Origin of the sequence: Phocaeicola vulgatus ATCC 8482 (assembly GCF_000012825.1) — a bacterium.
GTDB lineage: Bacteria > Bacteroidota > Bacteroidia > Bacteroidales > Bacteroidaceae > Phocaeicola > Phocaeicola vulgatus.
In genome coordinates, this window is record NC_009614.1 from 3,217,129 (window position 1) to 3,241,234 (window position 24,106).

General features: G+C 40.5%; 21 protein-coding genes. 6 read left to right on the forward strand and 15 right to left on the reverse strand.

Going from position 1 to position 24,106, the window contains the following annotated elements:
- Nucleotides 1-67: 67 nt before the first annotated feature.
- Nucleotides 68-1,447, reverse strand: coding sequence for a sodium/glutamate symporter (locus tag BVU_RS12675; protein ID WP_005847452.1), 1,380 nt, complete (start codon nucleotides 1,445-1,447; stop codon nucleotides 68-70).
- Nucleotides 1,448-1,661: 214 nt separating this feature from the next.
- Complete coding sequence (locus tag BVU_RS12680) at nucleotides 1,662-2,276, reverse strand: hypothetical protein (RefSeq protein ID WP_011965633.1); 615 nt, start codon at nucleotides 2,274-2,276, stop codon at nucleotides 1,662-1,664.
- A gap of 347 nt (nucleotides 2,277-2,623) precedes the next feature.
- Here BVU_RS12680 and BVU_RS12685 point away from each other — a divergent pair, with 347 nt between their 5' ends.
- On the forward strand, nucleotides 2,624-3,379 hold the full coding sequence (locus tag BVU_RS12685; protein WP_005847454.1) for a hypothetical protein: 756 nt from the start codon (nucleotides 2,624-2,626) through the stop codon (nucleotides 3,377-3,379).
- 275 nt (nucleotides 3,380-3,654) lie between these two features.
- Here the strand turns inward: BVU_RS12685 and BVU_RS22800 are convergent, their stop codons facing one another.
- The 6 genes from BVU_RS22800 to BVU_RS12715 all read right to left on the reverse strand — a co-directional run bounded on the left by BVU_RS22800 (nucleotide 3,655) and on the right by BVU_RS12715 (nucleotide 11,060).
- The gene (locus BVU_RS22800; protein ID WP_229035905.1) at nucleotides 3,655-3,732 is read right to left on the reverse strand and encodes a hypothetical protein; all 78 of its coding nucleotides are present in this window, start codon (nucleotides 3,730-3,732) and stop codon (nucleotides 3,655-3,657) included.
- A gap of 349 nt (nucleotides 3,733-4,081) precedes the next feature.
- Nucleotides 4,082-5,788 carry a fimbrillin family protein gene (locus tag BVU_RS12690; protein WP_011965634.1) on the reverse strand — a complete coding sequence of 569 codons (1,707 nt, stop codon included), beginning with the start codon at nucleotides 5,786-5,788 and terminating at the stop codon, nucleotides 4,082-4,084.
- Between the two features lie 65 nt (nucleotides 5,789-5,853).
- Complete coding sequence (locus BVU_RS12695; RefSeq protein WP_005847456.1) at nucleotides 5,854-6,924, reverse strand: fimbrillin family protein; 1,071 nt, start codon at nucleotides 6,922-6,924, stop codon at nucleotides 5,854-5,856.
- A gap of 129 nt (nucleotides 6,925-7,053) precedes the next feature.
- A complete protein-coding gene (locus tag BVU_RS12700) occupies nucleotides 7,054-8,193 on the reverse strand; it encodes a fimbrillin family protein (protein ID WP_005847458.1) in 1,140 nt (379 codons plus the stop codon).
- A gap of 43 nt (nucleotides 8,194-8,236) precedes the next feature.
- Nucleotides 8,237-9,244, reverse strand: coding sequence for a DUF5119 domain-containing protein (locus BVU_RS12705; protein WP_005847459.1), 1,008 nt, complete (start codon nucleotides 9,242-9,244; stop codon nucleotides 8,237-8,239).
- A 727-nt stretch (nucleotides 9,245-9,971) separates the two neighbouring features.
- Nucleotides 9,972-11,060 carry a tyrosine-type recombinase/integrase gene (locus BVU_RS12715; RefSeq protein ID WP_005847461.1) on the reverse strand — a complete coding sequence of 363 codons (1,089 nt, stop codon included), beginning with the start codon at nucleotides 11,058-11,060 and terminating at the stop codon, nucleotides 9,972-9,974.
- 374 nt (nucleotides 11,061-11,434) lie between these two features.
- Here BVU_RS12715 and BVU_RS12720 point away from each other — a divergent pair, with 374 nt between their 5' ends.
- Genes BVU_RS12720 through metH form a run of 3 tightly spaced genes read left to right on the forward strand, consistent with a single transcriptional unit; the run spans nucleotide 11,435 to nucleotide 15,247 of the window.
- On the forward strand, nucleotides 11,435-12,004 hold the full coding sequence (locus BVU_RS12720; protein WP_005847462.1) for a Yip1 family protein: 570 nt from the start codon (nucleotides 11,435-11,437) through the stop codon (nucleotides 12,002-12,004).
- A complete protein-coding gene (gene smpB / locus BVU_RS12725) occupies nucleotides 12,004-12,456 on the forward strand; it encodes an SsrA-binding protein (protein WP_005847465.1) in 453 nt (150 codons plus the stop codon). Before BVU_RS12720 ends, smpB begins: the two co-directional genes overlap by 1 nt.
- Before the next feature lie 37 nt (nucleotides 12,457-12,493).
- Nucleotides 12,494-15,247 carry a methionine synthase gene (gene metH, locus BVU_RS12730; protein WP_005847467.1) on the forward strand — a complete coding sequence of 918 codons (2,754 nt, stop codon included), beginning with the start codon at nucleotides 12,494-12,496 and terminating at the stop codon, nucleotides 15,245-15,247.
- Nucleotides 15,248-15,441: 194 nt separating this feature from the next.
- On the opposite strand, the gene BVU_RS12735 is transcribed toward metH, so the two are convergent.
- The 4 genes from BVU_RS12735 to xpt form a co-directional block, all read right to left on the reverse strand.
- Nucleotides 15,442-16,287, reverse strand: a complete 846-nt coding sequence (locus BVU_RS12735; protein WP_005847471.1) for a sugar phosphate nucleotidyltransferase — start codon at nucleotides 16,285-16,287, stop codon at nucleotides 15,442-15,444.
- Complete coding sequence (locus tag BVU_RS12740; RefSeq protein WP_011965636.1) at nucleotides 16,284-17,714, reverse strand: RapZ C-terminal domain-containing protein; 1,431 nt, start codon at nucleotides 17,712-17,714, stop codon at nucleotides 16,284-16,286. The genes BVU_RS12735 and BVU_RS12740 overlap by 4 nt, the downstream gene beginning before the upstream one ends.
- Before the next feature lie 102 nt (nucleotides 17,715-17,816).
- Nucleotides 17,817-19,148, reverse strand: coding sequence for a nucleobase:cation symporter-2 family protein (locus BVU_RS12745; protein ID WP_011965637.1), 1,332 nt, complete (start codon nucleotides 19,146-19,148; stop codon nucleotides 17,817-17,819).
- Nucleotides 19,149-19,152: 4 nt separating this feature from the next.
- On the reverse strand, nucleotides 19,153-19,719 hold the full coding sequence (gene xpt / locus BVU_RS12750) for a xanthine phosphoribosyltransferase (protein WP_005847479.1): 567 nt from the start codon (nucleotides 19,717-19,719) through the stop codon (nucleotides 19,153-19,155).
- A 356-nt stretch (nucleotides 19,720-20,075) separates the two neighbouring features.
- On the opposite strand from xpt, the gene BVU_RS12755 reads away from it, so the two are divergent.
- Both BVU_RS12755 and BVU_RS12760 read left to right on the forward strand, forming a co-directional pair.
- Complete coding sequence (locus tag BVU_RS12755) at nucleotides 20,076-20,399, forward strand: hypothetical protein (protein ID WP_005848233.1); 324 nt, start codon at nucleotides 20,076-20,078, stop codon at nucleotides 20,397-20,399.
- 205 nt (nucleotides 20,400-20,604) lie between these two features.
- On the forward strand, nucleotides 20,605-20,853 hold the full coding sequence (locus tag BVU_RS12760; RefSeq protein ID WP_011965638.1) for a hypothetical protein: 249 nt from the start codon (nucleotides 20,605-20,607) through the stop codon (nucleotides 20,851-20,853).
- Nucleotides 20,854-20,940: 87 nt separating this feature from the next.
- Here the strand turns inward: BVU_RS12760 and BVU_RS12765 are convergent, their stop codons facing one another.
- Genes BVU_RS12765 through aroC form a run of 3 tightly spaced genes read right to left on the reverse strand, consistent with a single transcriptional unit; the run spans nucleotide 20,941 to nucleotide 24,025 of the window.
- Entirely contained in the window at nucleotides 20,941-21,570 is a 630-nt protein-coding gene (locus BVU_RS12765; RefSeq protein WP_011965639.1) for a nitroreductase family protein, read from the reverse strand.
- Between the two features lie 12 nt (nucleotides 21,571-21,582).
- Nucleotides 21,583-22,935: a dipeptidase gene (locus BVU_RS12770; protein ID WP_011965640.1), complete on the reverse strand. Its 1,353-nt coding sequence runs from the start codon at nucleotides 22,933-22,935 to the stop codon at nucleotides 21,583-21,585.
- 13 nt (nucleotides 22,936-22,948) lie between these two features.
- The gene (aroC, locus tag BVU_RS12775; RefSeq protein ID WP_005847197.1) at nucleotides 22,949-24,025 is read right to left on the reverse strand and encodes a chorismate synthase; all 1,077 of its coding nucleotides are present in this window, start codon (nucleotides 24,023-24,025) and stop codon (nucleotides 22,949-22,951) included.
- Nucleotides 24,026-24,106: the final 81 nt, after the last annotated feature.

The window sequence follows — 24,106 nt, forward strand, 5'->3', positions numbered from 1 at the left end:
AACCTATGTTGCTTGGTCAAGCAAGTTAACTTACTTTTTTTGTCTTGTTATTCCGGTGTCATTCCATTTATTGTTTCCTGATAAACCAACCTTTGATATAGGCGGTTGCCAGTACGGCAAGTCCTGCCGCCAGGCAGATTCCCGTAAACACCAGTCCGTAACCGTTCAAGAAAGCTACCGGAGCGAAAGTTATCAGAGAAATCTCTACCGGGGCGATGAACAAGTAAGCCAGTGCATAGTTATCCAGGCATCGGCTGCGCATTTTGGGGTCTGCAACGCGGAGCAATGCGATGCCCATAGCCATAGTTCCTGTAAACCATCCCCATGTGAAGATAGCTTTCTCGAACCAACATTCTTTCATTAGTTTGCGGGCCATGACCAGAACATAAATCAGGGTTGCGATTAATCCTGAGACTAACAGAATTAATAAGGGTATGATGTACTCTATTACAACAGATATTTTAATGGAAGCAATTCCAAAAGCTACCAGAAAATCGGTAAAGGCTCCGCTGATGTGGCCTATGGTTTGCGGGCAGACATAATCACTGGTTCTTGTTTTGTCGAATATCTTTTTGATGAATATACCTACCACAAATGCACAACTGAATACCGGCAGTTCAAACCCCGGCATAAAGTGGGATACTGTTTTGCTGATGCAGTATCCGCCTAATGCTATCACTGCTACGATGATAAGATTGAAGGTCAGCGGGTCAATGGAGATGGAAGAGCAAGAACTTTCACCCATGCTTTCCCGTTTGTCGCCGGGCAACAGGCCTGTCTGTAATTCGTGAGGAAGGTCATCGTAATTGGCGAGGAAGGAGGTGTGCCCTTTCTTTGTCCCCCATTTTATGATGATCAGTCCGATAATGACTGCCGCTACGATACCGAAGGTGGCGGCAGTCATGGCCAAAGTTAGAATTTCGTCATATCCGAACTGGCTGAAAGCCTGTCCGATGGCTGCTGCTGTACCGTGCCCGCCGCAATAGCCGCTTGGCATAGTGATGCCGAAGGCAGGGTTCAAGGGCCATATCCGGTTCAGGACAAGCAATCCCAACAGTCCTCCAAAAGCCCATTGCAACAACATTCCTGCCTGTGAATATGCCCACATGCTGCCTATATTGTCTGCATCTCCTTTGGCTGCCTTTTGTGAGATGAGGGGGAGAGCGCCGAAAATGAAGGCTATCAATATGCCGGCATAAGTTCCTGTTTGGGTGGAAAGAGGTATGATGCCGAAACCGTGAGGTCCCAAGGACAGTCCTATAAACCCGGCCAACAGGCTGGGGGGGATGAACAGCCTTTGGATGAATCTTATTTTTACTCTCATGAGTTTGCCGAGCAGTAGCAGTACTGAGATGATGCCTGTATCGACAAAGAGTGTCCACGGGGTGAAATCGGTCATAAATCTAGGGCTTGTTTGGATGTATTCGTTGAAGAATACAGCGTTCATAAATAGTTTATTTTACCGAATCGGTTAGGAATGGAAATTGATCTTATCGGCAAAAATAATGTATAAGATCATGTAGATTGCATATTTAACTATATATTTATCCCGATTCTTTTAGTCATAGGCTGATTAAAAAAATGTTTTTGAAAAATATAGGATAGATGAGGATTGGTTATGCTGTAGTCTACTTCATTACCCTATATTAAATTCAAATGTTTCATTTTATATCTTTAAGAATATAAGTAACCTTGGAACCTTTATTGAATGCTCCTTTCCATTTGCCACTCATCTCTATAGTTTCTCCTTTGTCATTTTCAAAAATAGCCAAATAGGTTGCTGTATATTCTTTGATATATATTTTACATTCAGTCGTTACTTTTGTATGTGGAGAAAGTTTTAGTGTTTCTTTTGATTTATATAGAGGGGAAAGCACTGTTTCGTTAAGGGACAGAGGTGCATGTAAGTCGGATGATAATTTTCTATATTCAGAGCTCAAGGTACTGGCATTAGCTGTAATATCAACCAATATATTCTCTTTTAAAGTCAAAGAATTGAATAGTTCCGGGTCGTCACTGTAAAATTGTGATGTTTCTTTTATGTTTTCTTCAAATGAAAAAGTGATAGACATAGGTTCTTCTGTATTGTTGCTGGTTGTTTTAGGAGGCAACTCAATTGTATCGACTTTCTCGGCATCATCTGCACTAAGTTTCCATTGAATAGATTGCAACTGATAACTGTTGATATCCAGTTCATCATTGCTGCTGCAAGAGTATATAAACAATGTACATAGGGCGGTGATCAATGCTTTACATGATTTCTTGAGTATTAGCATAATATTCTAGATTTTATGGTTAATGGGTGTTTTGTTTCAAAGATAGGAAATAAAGTGGTACTATAGCCCAACTGCTTGTTCTTTTATGTATTAATTTTTATTAATGGGTTAATGGCGGATAGGCTACAAGTGAATTTCGGTGAAAAAAATAGTTAAAACAAAAGATAAAGCAAGTCTTATCAGAGGATGAAACATGAATAAAAAATAATGTTAAAAGACAAGTGGCGACGCAGTATTTAAGCCAATTTTTCATTTAATCATTAAAACAATAAAAAGAATTAAGTTTCTTTCTTGGAAACCGATTCTTTTATTTAATTTTGCAAACCCTAATAATTATAAAGAAGAAAATGAAAAAAATGAAATTGGCAGCAATATTTGCTGGGTTAGTATCGGTGTTTACTTTTAGTTCTTGTTTGAATGATGGTGATAGCGGCCCCAATTATGATCTTTATGAGATCGTTACTGTGGAAGATGGTAGTATTTTTGGTGGACCTGTCCTGAAAGGAGATGCATGGGGATATACTTATACTCCAGTGGCTTCAAGTGTATTGGCCGGTCTTAAGGCATCTGATGGCAGTTATTACAAGCGTGTGCAGGTAGGGATCAAACTGATGGAAGGAGAAGCGATTACAGAGGGGAAAAAGTCTTATAAGGTAAGTGAAGTTGGCCTAATAGCTATTTTGAATTATAAAGATTTTAATGTTCAGGCTGATACATTGAAAAATGAGTATGCACTAGTGTCATTGGAGGATTCTAATAATAAGATATGGGCTATAAATGGATATGTCAACGTACCTTTTACCTTTAAAACTAAAGAACAGCTGAACATGAATGATTTCCATTTATATGCTGTAGAAGCCAAGGAGGATACATTGGTGACAAGACTTCGACAGACCAAAGGGGCTGATGATGCTTATCAGACAGGAGGTGCTTTGATTAGTTTCCATATGCCTTTTAATGATATGGAATTTCGTGACATTTTCGATCAAGTAGTGCCTAAGAGTGATACTATTGTAGTTAAGGTGACTGCAAAGGGAGAAAATGACAAAGAACTTGTTTCTACAGTGAAATGTAGTGCTTCGAATATGCAAGGAAGTTATTAATAATACTTTATTATATAGTGAAATCCCCTTCAGTTACGGTTGAAGGGGATTTTTATTTAATGGAACTATGTGGTTCAATTTATAAGATAAGGGGGGGAAGAAATTTGACGGGGCCTACTTCTTATTTTCCTGTTCATATCTTTCTTTAGATTCAGTATATACCTTCTGCGTGTGAAAAGAGTTGACATGAATTTTTAAACGGTTCGATCTTTCTGCTGCCGTAATAACAACATATCACATTCGTTCCTGTTGCATAAGCCTTTTCTCTTCCCTGATTAAGCCTTTTTATACGGATGTATTCTATCTCCATAGCCTTTGGAGTTGTTTCCATAAGCTTTGGAGTTATCTCCCAAGGCTATGGAGTTAACTCCAAAGGCTTGCGGAGATAAAACAAACAGGAAGAAAACCCTTAACCATAGGGCAGGAAAGGTTTAGAGATATGGATAAGATCTTTTAAGGATGAATCTGATTATAAAGTTACGCATATGTATCAAAAACTTTGCAGGAACATGAAAGAAACGTCCTCTGATCATCTCCCGCAATGGGTGTAATTCCCTTTGGCAGACTTATTTTGGTCTGTCATACAAACCATCCCTAAAAAATGACGAGTGTTCATACAGGGTATCACAAACAACCGCATGAAAAAAATCTCCACTAAGTTTCTACTGCTCCGAAACAAGACTGTTTCAAGACGATAAATAATTAAAAAGCAAAAAACGGACGTACATTCCAATAAGCTTTTTTATCATATCCTTGCAAACAGACTCTATCCCAATTAGGATATTCAGGATCATCAATGTGCCAAAGTAACATCCAGCATCTGTCTTTATCATATTGGGAACTGCAACTGAAGCCAAGTCTGTAGGTATCACTAAACTGCGGTAACGAATTACCTACTTTAGATAACTGTATAGTCAATTTATCCAGTGTTTCTTGTCCCCATCCTGTGTCGTTTAGGCCGTTACTGGTTTCATTTCGAAAATCTCTTGGAGATTTTCCACAAATATTCACCAGCATATCAAACCATTGTCCGATACTCGGTACGAACCATGGACTGCGATTAAGTCCATCAGGAATTTTGTTACTGTTTCTATATTTTCTTATTGATTCAAAAGCACTGTAACTACCCTGTACATTAGCAGTATAATTCTTCAACATTTGTTCTGTTTCAGAATAACCGTTCATATTCTTCTCAATTTCATCATCTTTTGTCATTGGAGTAATCCCTTCTTCGATTCGTTCCATTCCCCCCCAACGACCGGTCCCTAAATTTTCAAACCCCATTACATAAGCATGATTCCAACCGTTTTCATTGCATTTTACATCTGTCATTTTTTTAGAATCGCAAGTAATGACCATTCCAATAGCATTCTGATAATCATATATTTTCCCGTTTTCTTCCAGCATGCCGTCTCCGGGATGTATCTCTATTCGTTTTTCGGTTTCATTCTGAAAGACAAAATCTCCGGGATAAAGTTTTCTTTCTGTGCTTCCTTTGCCGGGTACAGGGCTGATTACTTTCAGAGTATAGCATTTCCCAGAAGCAAAAGTGATGGAACTGCCCGAATAGTTTATCTTTGTATTCGTATTATTTCTGCCGTCGGCGGTTACATAGCTTCCGGTAATTCTGGCATTTTTTTGTGATGGGACAATGGCGCAGAATTTTACAGAATCGATCTGATATGGAGTAATGCCATTCAAGTTCACATTGATAGCTGCTGAGTCTGTTCCTAAAATTCTTGATTCTTTGTGGTAAACAAAACCTGCATTTTCGGGTGCAAAACAACCTATGTATGCTTGTGGTTGCAGCACAAGCAATGTAAATTGGTGTTTAAACTGCAGGTTCAGGATTATTCCGGAAGAATTGCCGGTAGTAGGTACGCCAGTAGCAATCAGCAGGTCGCTCACAGTATGCTTTTCTTTTGTGGATTGGTCTTTCGAAGGTTGCAGTTTCTCATTCCTGGTCAACGAAGCAATAGCTTCATCTGTATCCTTTGAAACATCTAGTGTGATATTCTTCCTATATGGATAGTATGCGATGTAACTCGCTCCATCATACCAATAGAGTGTCTTGCTGTTTTCAACCGGATTCCAACTATCATTTGACACGTTATAAACCAATGGGATATTGTTAATGTCATCCACTATTGTGCTATCTTTTATGGAGAATATACCAATAGAATCACCGTCTACAAATTCTGTTTTAAGATGTTCATCTGTCACAGAAGCACGTGTGGAAGGCTTTTCGGAACCGGGAACGTTTTCAAACCCGGTTGCTGTTGCTCGAACAGTGAGAGGAGTTCCATTGTAGCAGTCCGTTCTTTTTCCATTATTTGTTTCATTTTCGTCGGTGCATGCACTACAAATCAAGAGGATGCTCCAAAAGATTATGCCGGTGAAAGATTTCATTTTTCTTTGTTATTATCTTGTTTAAAATTAGCACCTTAGTACAAGGCTGATTTTTATTTGTCCCATTAATTCGTTATTTGTTTCTCTTCTGTTCCATTTACCGTTTCAGAATCCGTGCCTCCTTCCCATGATGCGATATCATTTTCTGACATCACGGAAATAGTTTTTCTTGAGATACCGATGGTATAACTTACAGAAGCTCCCGGATTCCAAGTGTCAGTAGAAGGTAAAGATTGATTTTCTATGCAGATAGCTTGAGTAATGGCATTATTATTTCCGTCTTTTGCCGCATATTGATAAGTGATGCTGAACTGACTTCCTTTTCCGGCAGGAAGCAGGAAAAAAGTAGCTAACAATTTCTTTTCTTCCGCAATAGTATTCGGTACAGGGAAATTGGTTATGTCAGCGGTAAAAGTTTCTTTCTTGTCAGGTGATGGAAATGCCCACAGCCAGCCTTTGTCGCTATCAGTCGTAGGAGTATAATAGGTCAGTATTCCGCTTTTTATTCCCGTAATGGAGAAAAAGGTTACGGACTTTTCCTCCGTATCATCATTACTTTTTACATAAACATTGATCTTGGTTAGTGTATGGCGCAGTTTAAAACTTACATTGCCATTGTTTTGATTCATAACCGGAGTTGCAGCGAGAAAATCTATCTGTTTGTTTTCGGCTGTGGGAACGGTATAACTCAACATCGGAAATCCATTTGAACTCTCTTTGTCTTGAACGAAAAAGTTGCTACTTGCTGTTTCATTTATATAAGGAGCATAAGCAAAGAAACTGATTTTATCTGTTGTTGAATTGTCCGGCCAGAACTTGACCGGACTATAAGACCATGTGCCGTCTGTTTGTTTACCAACAAGCTGGTTATACATGAAATTCGGTGTTGCGGCATCTTTATTGAAATTTCCGTGTGTGAAGTAGGCAAACACACCGATAGTTTCAAGATCACTTGTTGTGGTATACTCTTTAACAGATCTCATTACCGGAACGTTTCCTGAAAAGCTGATAGGGATATTTTCTTGGGGAAATTTGTTCGTACCCTCTTCCTGGGTACAAGCTCCCAATAACAAAGTTGCAGCAAGGAAAATGCCATACAATTGTTTCACCCTTATGCTTTCTGTTTTTCGATTCATGTTTCTTTTTCTATTTTATTGTACGTCCGTGCTTTTTTAACCGTAGTGACAGGGAAGAAACATTCAACCCTGTCCGGTCTGTTTTCTTTCCATAGCCAGTATGTATCATGTTTTGGCTGCAAAAGGAAATTATTTCTCTACATTAATATCAGAGTCGCTATCATCAGTCCAACCTTCCATATTATCCTCCACCGTAATCTTAATGGCATTCATCTTGATAGTCAATACGTAGGTATGTTTCGTTCCTTTCTTGAACGTATTTTTCGGTAGTGAAACTTCTTTGTTTGTTATGGTACTTGTCAGATTACTTGTGTCGGTCACTTTGGTTACGATGTCATAATTGATTTTCAGTTTTAAGTCACCTGCGTTGGTGGTACCGTTTTTGTTATTTACCGGAATAAAGTAAAGAGCTTCTGTATCTGAGAATAACGCGGTTGCATTCTGGTCATCACTTACATTGATAGAACTTTTATTATATCCCCATTGGTCGGTGGTTGTTTTATTTAAAAAATCACTCAGGTCTTGTTCTGTTGAAAAATAAGATGCGTCAGGAGATATGGCTTCCCAAGTGTCGTTATCGAATTTATAAACAGCCTTGTTGTAAAGTGTTGTACTTCCTGGATCTAACTTTAATCCCGTTACAAAAATTTTGGTATCAGTACCTAAGTTCACATCTGGCTTCACCTTGATATTGGCTATTTGGGTAAGTACGTGACTAAACTTGAACTGAACCGTCCCCTTATTACTTTCATTAGTTTGGTCTTGTATGGCAGTATGGCAGTCTGTTACCAAATCTATCATATCTTTCCAGTTATTAGAAGTCTTTACCTCAAAGGTGATTGTCGGAGCGCCTTTGGCATTCTGTCCTGATAAAGTTATTTTTTGGTCTGTTCCAACTTCCGGTTTGGATTCATAAGGCGCATAAGCAAAGAATGTTATTTTCTTATCATCTATTGGCCAAAAACGTAAATTAGTATATCCCCAACTATCAGAAGTCCATGTAGCATGTTCATTGTACATGAAATTAGGTGTTGTGTTTCCTTTTTCACTATTCCATCCCGCACTGCTTGTCTGATAGGCAAAAATACCGAAACCGGCATTTGCTTTCAATGTGGACGTTGTAGTTTCCGTTCCTCTGGTCTGTACTTCCGTATATACGTCCAACCCGATTGTCCGGTTCGTATCCGGATTCATTTCTGTCATTTCATTCTGTGAGCAACCAGCTATAGTCAGTGTTGCCATCACCATCAATAAACTTTTCACTTCCATTTTCTACTTTTTTTAAAATTAATATTATAACTACCCATATCTGTCATATATCTATATCGCTGTTCACTTCATCGTTCCATTTATCTACATCAGCGTCAAATCCTGAGCTACCTTCTGTTTTTACATTCGGCACGGTCTTTTCACATGCCATGTCAATAAAAACGCTCATAGTTCCGTCTTCTTCATCCAACCGTCTTATTGCCAAATCGTTAAAACTTTCTTCAAATATGGTCTTCCCGTCTACTAACTTTGCTTTCAGATGTAGGTTGTGTGGAATCTCTACATCGAAGCCGAACACACTAATAGTAGTGCTCAGCGTTCCTTCTGTTACCGAGCCGGAATCATAAATGGGATTGCTTAAGCGTAGCACTTGTGTTACTGTCTTTTCCGAATTTTGTTTCGAAACGAGAAATATGGATTCTGCAATGCCGTCTAATGTGCAGGTAGCTTTTCGTATGTTGTTCATTCCTTTGATACGGATTTTAACCGTTATTTTTTGAGTCAGTTTTTTGGGGGTGAAGCGTAAGTGACAACTATTTTCGTTCCTGGTGGAATTTCGGTTACTTTGTTGGGTAATGGCTGATGAATAGTTTTCCGGCATATCAGAAGTCACTTCAAAGCCTTCGATATAATCAGCGGCAAGTTCGTCAGGACTTTCCATAATAATTCTTTCAGAGGATGATTCGTTCCTTATTTCCATCTTCTTTACATAGGCTTCTAGCGTCTGGTAGTTTTCTTCTCCTCTGAAACAGAGGTTACCAAAATCATCGAATGAACGGTTGAAAAGGACGACGTTGTAACATCCTTCTTTCAAGCATAGGGTCTTGTATGTACGGTCACCCATCAGTGCTACAAAAGGAGTGCTGCCATCGGTAGGGTAGAATATGGCGGTAGCACCATAATCCTGCTCTTTTTCATTCAGTCCTGACTGACTCCAATCGGCACTGATTGTTATTGTTGCTTCGGGCGAATAAGTCAGTTCGCGTCGGTTACAGGCAACTAACAAGAAAACAAAAAGGTAAAGGATATATAATGTCGGGGATATTCTCATTTTGCACCTCCTTTCTTTGCCTTGTGTTTGAGTAGCCATACCAGTGTATGGTAATTCCTAGAAACGGATGTATAACGATAAGTGGCTATATTTATGGTTTGAAGTACGTTCAATAGGGATATTTGCAATAATGGGCGACTAAATTCATATGAGAAAAGGATTCTTGTTTCTTTGTTTGGTAAAAGGCGGATGAGTTGTACTTTTTCCAGCTTATTAAGTAAATCTTTCCATTCTTCGTTTTGAAGGAGGAATTTGACCGGTTGCAGAACTTTGCTAGAAGAAAGGTCATGCAGTACGGCGATGGCTATTTGTGCACGTGTATATACGGATAACATGATAAACTTACTTTGTTAAGTCATTACTTACCAAGTAATAGCTTATATTTTTCTCACAGGGTGAGGAAAAGCGTTTTCTTATTCTGTATTTAATAAGAAAAAACATTTCGTCGGATAGAAAAAGATGTAAGAAATATGATTCCGTTTTTGAGATGTCAAAAATGGAAAGAGGTGTCGTGTAATTTTGTAAATTAGTTAAAGTACTGACAGATGCAATATTGTGCTTGTGCTTATGTGTTTTTCTATAATTGAATAAAATATAGTGGATTAATACAGATTTATAAGCTTTTTCTTTGGATTTATGAGGAAATATTCCCTACTTTGTGAAAGTAATCATCCATTACTTGGTAAGTAATTCTTCTTTTATTTGAATGGCTGTCATATGATATTCCTCATGCCACTTCCTTTTCTCCATTATGTGCTACTACCGAGATTATCAGTTCGTCATTGGCTATATCTACCTTTTCGTTTTCAAATGGTTTCAAGTAAGTTTCTGTCACCTTAATGGAAGAGTGTCCCAATGCCTTGCAGATAATACCGATATTTACTCCTGCATGAAATGCTAATGTCGCCCATGTATGGCGCGGCGTGTATGAACTGAGCTTTACATCAGGCAGTAACAATGTCGCTATTTTTTCTAGCTTCAAGTTGAAGTTGCGCAGTACTCGGAGATAGTTCATATATAGCTCTTTATCTTTTTTTATTTTTCCATTTTTCTGACTCTGTTCCTTTGCTGCGTTTTTTTTGTCTAGAATCGGAAATAGATAAATGGAATCATAATTCATATTCTTGAACTTCTCTATCAGTTTCATTGCTTCTTTAGGAATGCGCACTGTTATCTGTCGTCCTGTTTTGTGACGGCTATATACAATATATTTTCCTTTCACATCTTGTTTTCGTAGATGGGCAAGGTCAATGAATGGCATTCCCCGGAATAGAAACATTAGTAAGAAATATGCCAATGCACATTGCATCTCTTTGGGCAATTTTTCTATATCGGTGTGCAGTAGTGTATTCATTTGTTTTGTATCCAGTGCTCGTTTGGTCTGTGATTCTACCTTTGTGTATACATTATCGAATAGCTTCGGGTTATAAGGCAATATTTTTTTATCGGCAAGTCGGTTATATACAGCTTTCAGGGTTCGCATATAGGTTGATATAGTATTCAAACTCAGGCCTTTCGGTACTCCATGTTTTCTATCTGACCTTTTCTTGTCGGTCTTTTTGTTTCTTGTTCCTTCCAGTCTCATCCATTCCTCATACTCTTTTAACCTGCCAGATGTGAAAGCTTCATCTATTGGCACAGGTGTTCCTTTTCCTCCGTAAAACTCCGTAACGGATTTCAGTGTATAAGTATATGTATGTACTGCTGACCATTTTTTGTCTATTTCCAACTGTTTGATTACTACTTGCATGTAAGATGCCAAGTCTGGTAATTTTATGGCTTTTGCCACTTCTGCATTTTTTTCTTTGTCATCCATAATACTTTGATTTTAATTTCGCATCGTGCATAATTTCTGTAACAGCTATGCCGATGGGAAAGTTTTGGGATGCGAAATTTTTATTTTGACCTAATGAATTTAGAATATCACTGGTTGAATATATCGAAAGATAAGCATATATTCTCCGGAAGTTATCTTTCTTTTTGATTAAGGTATAGAAGAATTTCTCTAAATGTATTATTATGAGATGAAATAATCTTCGAATCAAATAAAGAAAGTCTGAATCTATAATAAAAGTAGGCTTATTTTTTTGATTCCCCCAAGAGAAGTATGCGTTTTTTTATTCGTTTATTCCAGTGAATTAATTACCTTTGCATTTCATTGAAGTTGAACTGAGGTAAATAGATTAGGCATTGAATTACAAAGATTTATTTAAACGAGTAATATCGCTGATTTCATCTCCGGCAAAAGCATGGGAGGAAATTGGCAAGGAAGAGGATAGGCGTAAAGTGCTGGGAGCATTTGTTTATCCCATGATAGGTTTATGCGGATTGTCCGTTTTTATAGGTACATTCATTGGGAATACGGCAGGGGTCGCTGCTTTCCAGATAGCAATGACACGATGTTGTGCTATATTTGTATCCTTGTTCGGAGGATATTTTTTGGCGGCATACGCCATAGACCAGTTGGGCAAGAAACTGTTAGGACGTGAAGACCAGTATGAACTAAATCAGCAGTTTGTAGGTTATTCTATGGTAGTGACTTTTGTGCTCGATATTGTCAGTGGGTTGTTCTCTATTTCCATTCTCCATTGGATATTGCAATTTTATACTATATTCGTGGTGTTCGAGGGTGCACGTACCCTGATGAAGGTAAATGAAGAGAAACTGACACGATACACCTTGATTGCTTCAGTTATTATAATTGTTTGTCCGGCATTGATTGCCGCTGTGTTTAATGAGTTATCTGTTATTTTAAATTAATGAAACCGACTCCTATTAATATAAAGAATAAGCGTGCATCGTTCGATTATGAATTTATCGATACGTACACGGCAGGTATCGTGCTCACGGGAACCGAGATAAAGTCCATCCGTTTGGGCAAAGCCAGTCTGGTAGATACCTATTGTTATTTTGTGCAAGGCGAGTTGTGGGTGAAGAATATGCACATAGCCGAATACTTTTACGGCTCATACAATAACCATTCTGCCCGTCGCGAACGTAAATTGTTGTTGAATAAGAAAGAACTGCGGAAATTGGAAGAAGCCGGAAAGAACCCCGGTTTTACGATTGTCCCTGTCCGTCTGTTTATTAATGAGAAAGGACTGGCGAAGCTGGTTGTCGCATTGGCTAAAGGTAAGAAACAATATGATAAGCGCGAGTCATTGAAAGAGAAGGACGACCGTCGCGAAATGGACCGTATGTTTAAAAGGTAAGTGAAATCCGTGTTATCCGTACCCCAAAAATAGACTTATGGCTACATTAAAACAACTAATTGACGAGAGAGTTCTCATTCTTGATGGTGCAATGGGAACTATGATACAAAGGTATAATTTGTCTGAACAGGATTTCCGGGGAGAGCGTTTTGCTGAGATGCCCGGACAGATGAAGGGCAATAATGACTTGCTTTGTCTTACCCGCCCTGATGTGATAAAGGATATCCACCATAAATATCTGGAAGCAGGGGCTGATATTATTGAAACAAATACGTTCAATGCCCAACGGGTTTCGATGGCAGATTATCATATGCAGGATTTGTGCCGTGAGATTAATCTGGCCGCTGCCGGACTTGCTCGCGAAATGGCTGACGAATATACCGCGAAGACCCCTCATAAACCTAGATTTGTAGCAGGTTCGGTAGGTCCTACCAACAAAACTTGTTCCATGAGTCCGGATGTCAATAATCCGGCCTTGCGTGCTTTGACATACGATGAACTGGCCGCTGCCTATCAGGAACAAATGGAAGCTTTGCTGGAAGGAGGAGTGGATGCGCTTCTGATAGAAACCATTTTCGATTCCCTGAATGCCAAAGCGGCCATTTATGCTGCGGAAACGGCAATGAAGAAGATAGGGCGTGAGGTTCCTCTTATGCTTTCTGTTACTGTTTCGGATATTGCAGGACGTACTCTTTCGGGGCAAACATTGGATGCTTTTCTGGCATCCGTACAGCATGCGCCTATTTTTTCTATCGGCCTGAACTGCTCGTTCGGAGCGAAACAATTGAAACCTTTTCTGGAAGGGCTGGCTGCACGGGCACCTTATTATATAAGTGCCTATCCCAATGCCGGACTTCCTAACAGTTTGGGACAGTATGACCAGACTCCGGAGGAAATGGCTTCAGAAGTGAAGGAATATATCGATGAAGGATTAGTAAACATTATCGGTGGTTGTTGTGGTACAACGGAGGAATATATTGCAAAATATCAGGAATTGATCGTTTCCGGTTCTGCCTGGGTATCTCCTCATATCCCTGCCACCACTCCTGAGAGGCTGTGGCTTTCCGGGTTGGAGCTGTTGGAGCAGACTCCCGAAATGAATTTTATTAATGTAGGCGAACGGTGCAATGTGGCCGGATCCCGTAAGTTCCTCCGTTTAATCAATGAAAAGAAATATGAGGAAGCGCTAAGTATCGCTCGCAAGCAGGTGGAAGACGGTGCTTTGGTGATTGATGTAAATATGGATGACGGTTTGCTGGACGCCCGGGAGGAGATGACTACTTTCTTGAATCTGGTCATGTCCGAACCCGACATAGCCCGTGTACCTGTTATGATTGACTCTTCCAAGTGGGAAGTCATTGAGGCCGGACTGAAATGCCTGCAAGGAAAGTCCATTGTCAATTCTATTTCTTTGAAGGAAGGGGAGGAGATATTTATAGAACATGCCCGTCTGATAAAAAAACTGGGAGCTGCCGTTGTAGTGATGGCTTTCGATGAAAAAGGACAGGCAGATACTTTTGAACGTAAGATTGAAGTCTGTGCCCGTGCTTATAAAATATTGACAGAACAGGTGGATTTTAATCCTCATGATATCATTTTCGACCCTAATGTACTGGCTGTGGCTACGGGTATTGAGGAACATGATAATTATGCGGTGGATTTTATCAAGGCTACCGGATGGATCAAAAAGAATTTGCCCGGTGCACACGTCAGTGGTGGCGTGAGCAACCTGTCGTTCTCCTTCCGTGGAAATAACTATATCCGTGAGGCGATGCATGCCGTGTTTCTTTATCACGCTATCCGTCAAGGTATGGATATGGGTATTGTAAATCCTGCTGCTTCGGTGCTCTATACGGATATTCCTGCTGATGTGCTGGAACGGATAGAGGATGTGGTCTTAAACCGTAGGCCCGATGCTGCCGAACGTTTGATAGAGACTGCTGAGGCGTTGAAAAATACGGCGACCGGAACAGAAGCGGTGAAACAGGATGTGTGGCGTGAAGAACCGATGGTAGAGAAACGGCTTCAGTATGCCTTGATAAAAGGCATTGGCGATCATTTGGAAGAGGATTTGGCAGAAGCGGTTAAACTGTATCCTAAAGCAGTGGATATTATTGAGGGTCCGCTAATGGAAGGTATGAATAAAGTCGGAGAATTGTTTGGAGCAGGGAAAATGTTTTTACCGCAAGTTGTGAAGACTGCCCGTACCATGAAAAAGGCGGTAGCGATTTTGCAGCCGCTTATTGAGGCCGACAAACAGGAAGGTGTCCGCAGTGCAGGAAAAGTATTGATGGCTACCGTAAAAGGGGATGTGCATGATATTGGGAAGAATATCGTATCAGTGGTCATGGCTTGTAATAACTATGAAATTATAGACCTTGGCGTGATGGTTCCTGCCGAAATGATAGTCAGGAAGGCTATAGAGGAAAAGGTGGATATAATAGGATTAAGCGGGCTGATTACTCCATCATTGGAAGAAATGGCGCATGTGGCTGTAGAGTTAAAGCGTGCGGGGCTGGACATTCCCATTATGATTGGAGGAGCCACTACTTCCAAGCTACATACTGCCTTGAAAATAGCACCTGTTTATGGAGGTCCGGTCATTCACATGAAAGATGCTTCACAGAATGCCTTGGTAGCCGCCCGTTTGCTGAATCCGGAATCTTCTTTTGAGTTTGTGGAAAGGCTGAACAAAGAATATGAGGATCTTCGTCTGAAAAACAGTGCCAAGCAGGTAAAAACGGTATCTTTGGAAGAAGCTCAGAAAAATAAATTGAACCTTTGGTCATAAAGAAGTGTCCCCCAAAAAGTTAAACACAAAACTTTTTGGGGGCACTTCATAAAATTACGACTTTTTTTATCTGCCCATTTTATTCGAAAGAATAAGAAGCTATTTGCTAGCAAACAAAACAGTATCCCGCCTGAAATAACCCATTATATTAGGCGGGATACTGTTTTATGTTATGGATATATTTCTAGGACTGCTTAGAATTTACTGAGAAACTCTTCCGCTTTTTCCAGATTTTCGGGTTTGCCGATATCAAGCAATTGCAAGTCATCTTCTACATAGCACTGGATGTCGACCCTGTGACATATGGAGAGATAGAAATCGATAATGGAATATTTTCCTTTGGGAAGGAGATGTAAAATTTTAGGGGTGGTCACTTGTATTCCGCTATAGGCGTATTCCTGGTATTCCCCTTCTCTATACCGGAATCCTGCCGGTTTGGTTTCCATGGTGTCCTTATTGACCCAGCCACATAACAGATTGTCGTCATTAAACAACAGGTAACGGGAGGTCTTGCGCTGGCTGACTAAAAGGGTGGCATTGATGTTAGGACTATGCTGGTGATAATACATCAGACTTTCAAAATCGCAATTGGAAAGGATATCTACGTTGTGGAGCAAGTAGCATTCTTTCCGCATAACTCCTAAGGTTTTTTCGATTATCTCTTCCTCATCCATCCCTTTGTTCAGATTTTCGAATATCAGTTCATACGGGGTTTCGCCTTTTTGGGTAAACATATTCTCAGGATGGTATAATAAATGGTATGCTTTTTCCAAACCGCCGCCGGTATCAAGCAGGCAGTCTGTTTCGTCCGAGATTTGTATGTTGACTCCAAAGTTCTGGTTAGCTTCCAGAAAAGCAAGAATCTGATTGGAAAAGTGGTGTACATTGATCACTATTTCATCAAATCCTGCTGCTTTCAGCTTTAAGATGATGTGCTCTAACATGGTTTTTCCACCTACCGTTACTAAAGCTTTGGGACGGGTGTCTGTTATAGGTTTAAGTCGGCTGCCTAGTCCGGCGGCAAAAATCATTGCTTTCATAATGTTCTTTCAAATGTTTGTTCTATATTCTGCTCACGGTGTATGAGTTCTACTTTTACACCGAATTTTTTATTGATATGTTCTGCCATGTGTTGCGCTGAATAAACAGAACGGTGTTGTCCGCCTGTACAGCCGAAACATACAGACAGATTGCTGAAACCTCGTTCCATGTATCTTTTTACTGAAGCATCCACTAAAGAATAGGCAGCATTTAAAAATGGGAATATTTCCCCGTCTTCTTCCAAAAAACGAATAACAGGCTCGTCTAACCCGGTGAAAGGTTTGTAACGTTCATATTTTCCGGGATTGTTTACGGCACGGCAGTCGAAAACATACCCGCCACCGTTGCCTGTGGGGTCGTTGGGTATTCCTTTTTTGTAGGCAAAACTCATAACCTTCACAGTGAGTTGCCGTTTTTTTAAGTCATCTTTAAATTGTTTCAGTTCGGTCAGGTCTTTTAGTACGGAACACAGGTAGGAATATTCGGGGTATTCATTATGAAGCAATTGTCGCAGGTTCTCGATGGCGTATGGTACACTTTGGATGAAATGTGGCTTCTTTTCGAAATAGCCACGGAAACCGTAGGCTCCCAATACCTGCAAGGTGCGGAAGAGTACGAAGTGACGCAACTGGCTAAAGAAATAATCACGGTCTACTGGTTTGTATTTGGAGAGGGCGTCTATATATTCTTCCAACAGTTCGTTGCGCAGGGTTTCGGGAAATTTAGCTTTAGCCTGCCATAAGAAAGAGGCTACGTCATAGAAAAACGGTCCTTTACGTCCTCCCTGGAAATCAATGAACCAGGGTGCTCCATCCTTTATCATCACGTTTCTGCTTTGGAAATCCCGATACATAAAGGTGGCGGAAGAGCTGCGTAACAGTACATCACTCATTTTTTGAAAGTCATCTTCCAGCTTGTCTTCTTGAAACTCCAGGCCGGTAGCTTTCAAAAAGCAGTATTTAAAATAGTTCAAGTCCCAAAGGATAGAACGTTGGTTGAATTCGGCTTGGGGATAACAGTGTGAAAAATCAAAGCCGTCTGCTCCGGCAAATTGGATAGAAGGCAGTAGGCGGATGGTCTTGCGCAGCAATTCTTTTTCCTCTTCGGAGAAGACGCTGGTCGCCCGCCCTTTTTCAATAGCGTTGAACAACAGGATATCTCCTAAATCTTCTTGCAAATAACAATTCTTGTCTTCAGAACAGATGTATACTTCTGGAACAGGAAGACCTTTCTTGCGGAAGTGTGCTGCCATATAAAGAAAGGCTTCGTTTTCTTCTTTGGCAGTGCCGTATACGCCAATCAGTTTTTGGGTTCCGGTCAGCCGGAAATAACGCCTGTTGGAACCGGATGAGGGTAATTCTACAATCTCTTCGGGTACTTCTCCGAGATAGGTTTGATATAGGTTCTGTAAATCCTCTGTAATCATAATCATATTTTGGAACAAAGATATATATTATTCTCCCTTTCTTGGCTGATTTGCAAAGAAAGTTAATGCTTTAGTTCCAAATTATGAGAAAATTACTTGTTTTTACTCTTTCATCCGTATCAGTGCATTTGAAATGATGGCAGTCACTCCGCCTGTTGTAATGCCGGATGAGAAAATATTCTTTATTGATTCCGGAAATTGACATAGTATTTCAGGAACCATTTCTACACTTAAACCTAAAGCGAAACTAAGTGCGATGACTAATGTTGCTTTCCGGTTGATCTTCTGTGCTGCGATAATACGAATGCCTGCTGAAGCTACTGTTCCGAACATCAGTAAAGTAGCGCCTCCCAATACAGGTTCGGGCATTAGGGAGAAAATTAATCCTACACTGGGAAATAATCCTAATAGAATAAGAAAACCTGCAATGTAATAGCCTACATATCGGCTGGCTACTCCTGTCAGTTGTATCATACCGTTATTTTGCGCGAAAACGGAGTTTGGAAAAGAGTTGAGAATACCTGCCATCATCGAATTGAATCCGTCTGCCAAAATTCCTCCCGAAGCACGTTTGATGAATGTTTTTCCTTCTACAGGTTCTCCTGATATCAGTGAGTTGGCAGTAATGTCTCCATAGGCTTCTATGGCTGTTATCAAGAATACTAACCCCAAAGCTATGAATGCGGAAAAGTCGAAATCCAGTCCGTATTTAAATGGGAGGGGAATATTGAAACCACCAAAACTTTGTACTGCCGAGAAATCAATTCTACCGAGTCCCCAGGCAACTAAATATCCTATAATCAGACCGATAACGATGGAACTCATACGTAGGTAGCGGTTGGAACTTCTATTAAAAAGGATAATGAGGATAAGTACCAGCAGAGCTAGACCTAGATTCTCAAAACTTCCGAAAGTGCCGTTGCTTTGGGCGGAAACACCCCCGCCACAAGCTGTGATACCTACTTTTATCAGGCTCATTCCAATCAAAGTGACTACAATGCCCGATACCAGAGGGGTGATTATTTTACGGGTATATTTTAAGATGCGGCTGATGACCATCTCTACAGATGATGCCACGATGCAAGTGCCGAAAATCAGTGGAAGTCCGCCCAGCATACCTGCCGAGATGATGGGACCGATAAATGAAAAACTGGTTCCTTGGATACATAAGAGACCGGTGCCGATGCCTCCTATCCGTCTGCATTGGATAAAGGTAGAAATACCTGAGGCAAAGAGAGACATGGATACTAGGAAACTGGTGGTTTCCAAATCCAGTTTTAATGCTCCAGCGATGATAAGAGGCGGAGTGATGATGGCTACAAAAATAGCAAGCAAATGCTGTATGGCAGCAAAAATGGCCTCTCGTACAGGGGGGCGGTCGTTCAATCCGTAAATCAGTCCGGTATTGGATTGGGCGGTTTGAGATTCCTGCATGGGGTTATCTTATTTTGATTTCACAATTGTCCAGACTTTCAATGATGGCCAATGATTCTACGCGGATACCTGCATTACGCAAATAATCTCCGCCATGTTGGAATGCTTTTTCGATGATGAATCCCATTCCGGACAGTTCGGCTCCGGCTTTTTCTACCAAATCGATGATACCCTTGGCTGCATTGCCGTTGGCGAGAAAGTCGTCAATAAAAAGAACACGGTCTCCTTTGGACAGGAAATCTTTACTGACACATACATCATAAGAACGGTCTTTAGTAAATGAATATACACTGGTGGTGAGCATATTTTCCATTGTGACGGGTTTCTTTTTCTTGGCGAAGACAACAGGAAGTTCCAGTAAGTAGCCTACCATGATGGCGGGAGCTATACCACTGGCTTCGATGGTCATAACTTTATTGATATTGGTAGAGGCGAAACGGCGTACAAATTCTACAGCAATGGATTTCATGAGGATAGGATCCATTTGGTGATTGATGAAATTGTCTACTTTCAGTATTCCTCCTTCGAAACATTTTCCGTCCCGTAAAATGCGTTCTTTTAATGCTTTCATTCAAACTGTATTTTATAAATGAGTCGCAAAAGTACGTATTTTGCTGCATTATGCCAAACGTTTGTACAACTATCTCTACAGAAGCCTATTTACTTAATGATCAGGAAAGCCGGAATAAATAAGCCTGTGGAAGCATAAGCTGGTGTGGATTAAAGAATGTTTATTTCCACAAACTTTAGTTTATATATTTGGTGTGTACTTCTTTTCTTGATAATTTAGTTCTCAATATAATTTTCTTAGTTTAGTATTCTTACTTAGCGAAGATATTCTAATGGGAGGAAATGACTGAATATGATGTATATTTTTCTTGTCTTTTATGATATCTGTCGGTAGGTAAACATTTAAATTTAACCATTATGAAAAAGATATTTTTATCACTTGTATTCCTTTTTGGTGTAGGAACTTTTGTCATGGCTGATGATACCATGAAAGTAAAGAATGATACAGTTGCCGTTGAAGACGGATTTAAAAACATAGACCTGAAAGAGGTTCCTCAATCTGTTAAAGATGCCATAGCCAAAAAATATCCCGAATCAACTCTTAAAAGTGCTTCTCTTTCTCTGAAAGAAGAAGGGGTGAAGGCATATAGAATAATATATGTAACCAAGGAAGGGGTTGAAAATAGTATTCTTATTAATATAAAGACGGCTCCTGCTAAAACGGCTCCTGCTACAAAGTAGTTTGACAGGTAGTATAGAATTGAATGTTTTATTAATATATTGAAAGCCACCTTGCTATGGTGGCTTTTTTTGATGGGATAAGTTTTTTTCCTGTCGGATTTAGATTTTATATGTATCAAAGAACAGGTTGAATTTGTAAGAAATAGGCTATATGCTTATATTTGAACATAGTTTAAAATCAAGTTTATAATCAAATAGAAAAAGTATGAAAAGACAATTATTTACAGTGTTAGTGTGCATGACGATGTTTGCTGTTGCATCTTGTGGCGAAAAGAAAGGAAAGGATAAATTCGAGGAGCGTATAGAAAAAGCCAAAGAATCGGTTGAAGATGTGGTGGATGATGCCAAAGATCAAATTGAGGATAAAGCTGATGAGGTTGGGGAAACCTTGGATAAAGCTAAAAGCAAGATAGAAAAAGCCAAAAAGAAACTTGATGAGGCTAATAGAGATTGAGAAAAATTGATTATGGATGAATGGAAAGAGATTGTCGGCTGATTTATATTAAACCAGCCGACTTAATTTATATTTCTAGACCTTTGTTCACCATTTGTTATAATGGATATTTTCGGTCTTGAATTTGTCTTTAGCTTCTTCCCGATGTTGTGGATAACCTACCGGAATCAAATTGAAAGGAATGATATGGTCTGGTAAAGACAAGACTGACCTTACCTTTGCAATGCGGTCGTTCTCCGGATAGACCGCAGTCCATACCGCTCCCAACCCCATTGATTCTGCTGCCAGCAACAAATTTTCGGATGCGGCAGAGCAGTCCAGCATCCAGTACCTATCTGTTTCTCCGTTCAGGGCTTTGCTTAAATCACCACAAACCACGATGGCTAGCGGAGCCTGTGCCGTCATCTTGGCATAAGGCAGTTCGGCGGCCAGTTTATCCAATACTTTACGGTCATCCACTACCACGAAAGCCCAGGGCTGCTTGTTTACTGCTGTCGGTGCAGCCATGGCAGCTTTTACTAATAAATCCACTTTTTCTTTTTCTATCGGTTGGGGTGTATAGGTCCGGACGCTCTTTCGGGCAAAGATATTTTCTATAGCCGTGTTCTTTCCTGTTTCTTCTTTTTTTGCTTCCATATTGTTACAACCTCCTGTAATTAGTAATGTTATTGAAAGAGTAACAGTTGTCAGAGTTTTAAAGATTGTTGCCGCAGTCATTTTTATTATTGATTAATAATTGAGATGGAATTCTACCACAGCTTCAATTCCTTTGCGGAATATATCCAGAGAGAAGTTTTCATTGGGCGAATGGATGGCGTCACTTTCCAATCCGAATCCCATGAGAACGGTCTTTATACCTAGGATTTGTTCAAAATCGCTGATGATAGGAATACTTCCTCCACGGCGTACGGCAAGTGGTTTTTTTCCGAATGCCTTAGCAAAGCCTTTTTCGGCAGCCTGGTAGGCGGGCAAGGTGATGGGGCATACATATCCTTCGCCTCCGTGCATCGGGGTTACTTTTACTTGTACATATTCCGGAGCGATAGACTGGATATAGTCCACAAACAATTGGGAAATTACAGCGTGGTTTTGATGTGGAACCAGTCGGCACGATACCTTGGCATATGCTTTTGAGGGAAGTACTGTTTTTGAACCTTCGCCTGTATATCCGCCCCAGATGCCACAAATGTCAAAAGAGGGACGGCAGCTGTTACGTTCTAAAGTAGAATATCCTTTTTCACCTTTCAGTGCTTTTACACCGATGGCTTCCATGTATTTTTTTTCGTCGAAAGGAATTTGTGCAATCATCTCACGTTCGGCTGCCGGTACTTCCTCTACATCGTCATAGAAATGGGGGATAGTGATGTGTCCGTCTTCGCCAATGACTTGGGCTAACATACTGCACAGGGTATTGATAGGATTGGCTACCGCTCCGCCGAAGTGTCCGGAATGAAGGTCACGGTTCGGACCGGTCACTTCTATTTCCCAATAAGCCAGTCCTCGTAAACCTGTGGTCAGAGAGGGAAGATCCGCGTCTAGCATACTGGTATCCGAAACAAGAATTACATCGGCTTTCAGCAATTCCTTATGTTCCTTGATGAAGGTATTCAGACTGGGAGAACCTATTTCTTCTTCACCTTCGAAAATAAATTTCACATTGTGTTTCAGCAGTCCGTTTTTTACTACGTATTCGAATGCTTTTACTTGGATCATGGCTTGTCCTTTATCATCGTCAGCTCCACGTGCCCAAATGTGTCCGTCACGAATTTCAGGTTCAAAAGGCTGGCTTTTCCACAGGTCCAACGGCTCGGCAGGCATTACGTCATAGTGGGCATAAATCAATAGGGTAGGAGCATCATTGCTTACATGCTTTTGTGCAAATACCAATGGATTGCCTTGTGAGGGCATTACCATGGCTTCGTCTGCTCCGGCTGTCAACAAAAGTTCTTTCCAACGTAAGGCACAGGCCAGCATATCGTTTTTATGTTCGGGTAAAGCACTGATACTGGGAATACGGATGAGGCTGAAAAGTTCCTCCATGAAGCGTGCTTCATTTTCTTTAATGTATTGTTTTATTTCCATAATTGAATGATTCTTATAGTTGTGTAGTTCTGTCTATCAGATAATAATCCAAAATGGTCATGGCAGCCATGGCTTCTACAATGGGGACGGCACGCGGCAGTACGCAGGCATCATGACGCCCTTTGGCTTTCATGGTCGTGTCTGTGCCGTTGATATTTACTGTATGTTGCTCCATCAGAATTGTGGCAACTGGCTTGAATGCCACACGGAAGTAAATGTCTTGCCCGTTGCTGATGCCTCCTTGTATTCCTCCGGAATAATTACTTTTTGTTTCTACTCTTCCGTTATTATTATAAAATACATCATTCTGCTCACTGCCTTTTAGCTCCATGGAGTCAAAACCTTGTCCGTAAGAGAAACCTTTTACGGCATTGATACTTAACATGGCATTTCCTAGTGCGGCATGTAACTTACCGAATACGGGTTGCCCTAGTCCGATAGGGCATCCTTTGATGACGCAACTCACTACCCCGCCTATTGTATCGCCTTCTCCTTTGATTTTCCAGATAAGTTCTGCCATTTCCTTGGCTTTTTCCGGATCGGGACAACGCACATCGTTTGTTTCTATCAAGTCGAGGTTATAGCTTTTGTAATCTTTATCAAGTTTGACAGGTCCTACCTGTGAGGTATAAGCTGTGACACTGATTCCTAGTTGTTTCAATGCCAATTTGGCTAAAGCTCCTGCTACTACACGTGAAATGGTTTCTCGTGCTGATGAACGTCCCCCGCCACGGTAGTCACGGATTCCGTATTTTTGCATATAAGTATAATCTGCGTGTGAAGGGCGGAACAGATTCTTGATATTCTCGTAGTCGTTTGAATGTTGGTTCTTGTTCCATACCACAAATCCGATGGGGCAGCCGGTGGACTTGCCTTCGAATATACCTGAAAGGAATTCCACTGTATCAGGCTCCTTGCGGCTGGTGGTAAGTAATGACTGTCCGGGACGGCGGCGGTTCAGTTCCTGCTGAACGAAATCCATATCAATCTTAATACCGGCAGGGAAGCCGTCAATGACGCCGCCTACTCCCGGTCCATGGGATTCACCGAAACTGGTTAACCGGAAAATATTACCAAATGAATTGAACATATTGCTTGTAGTTTTAAAAGTTTCTTTCCGTAAAGATAATGATTTTAGGGATAATATACTTGATTGTTGCTGAAAAATTAG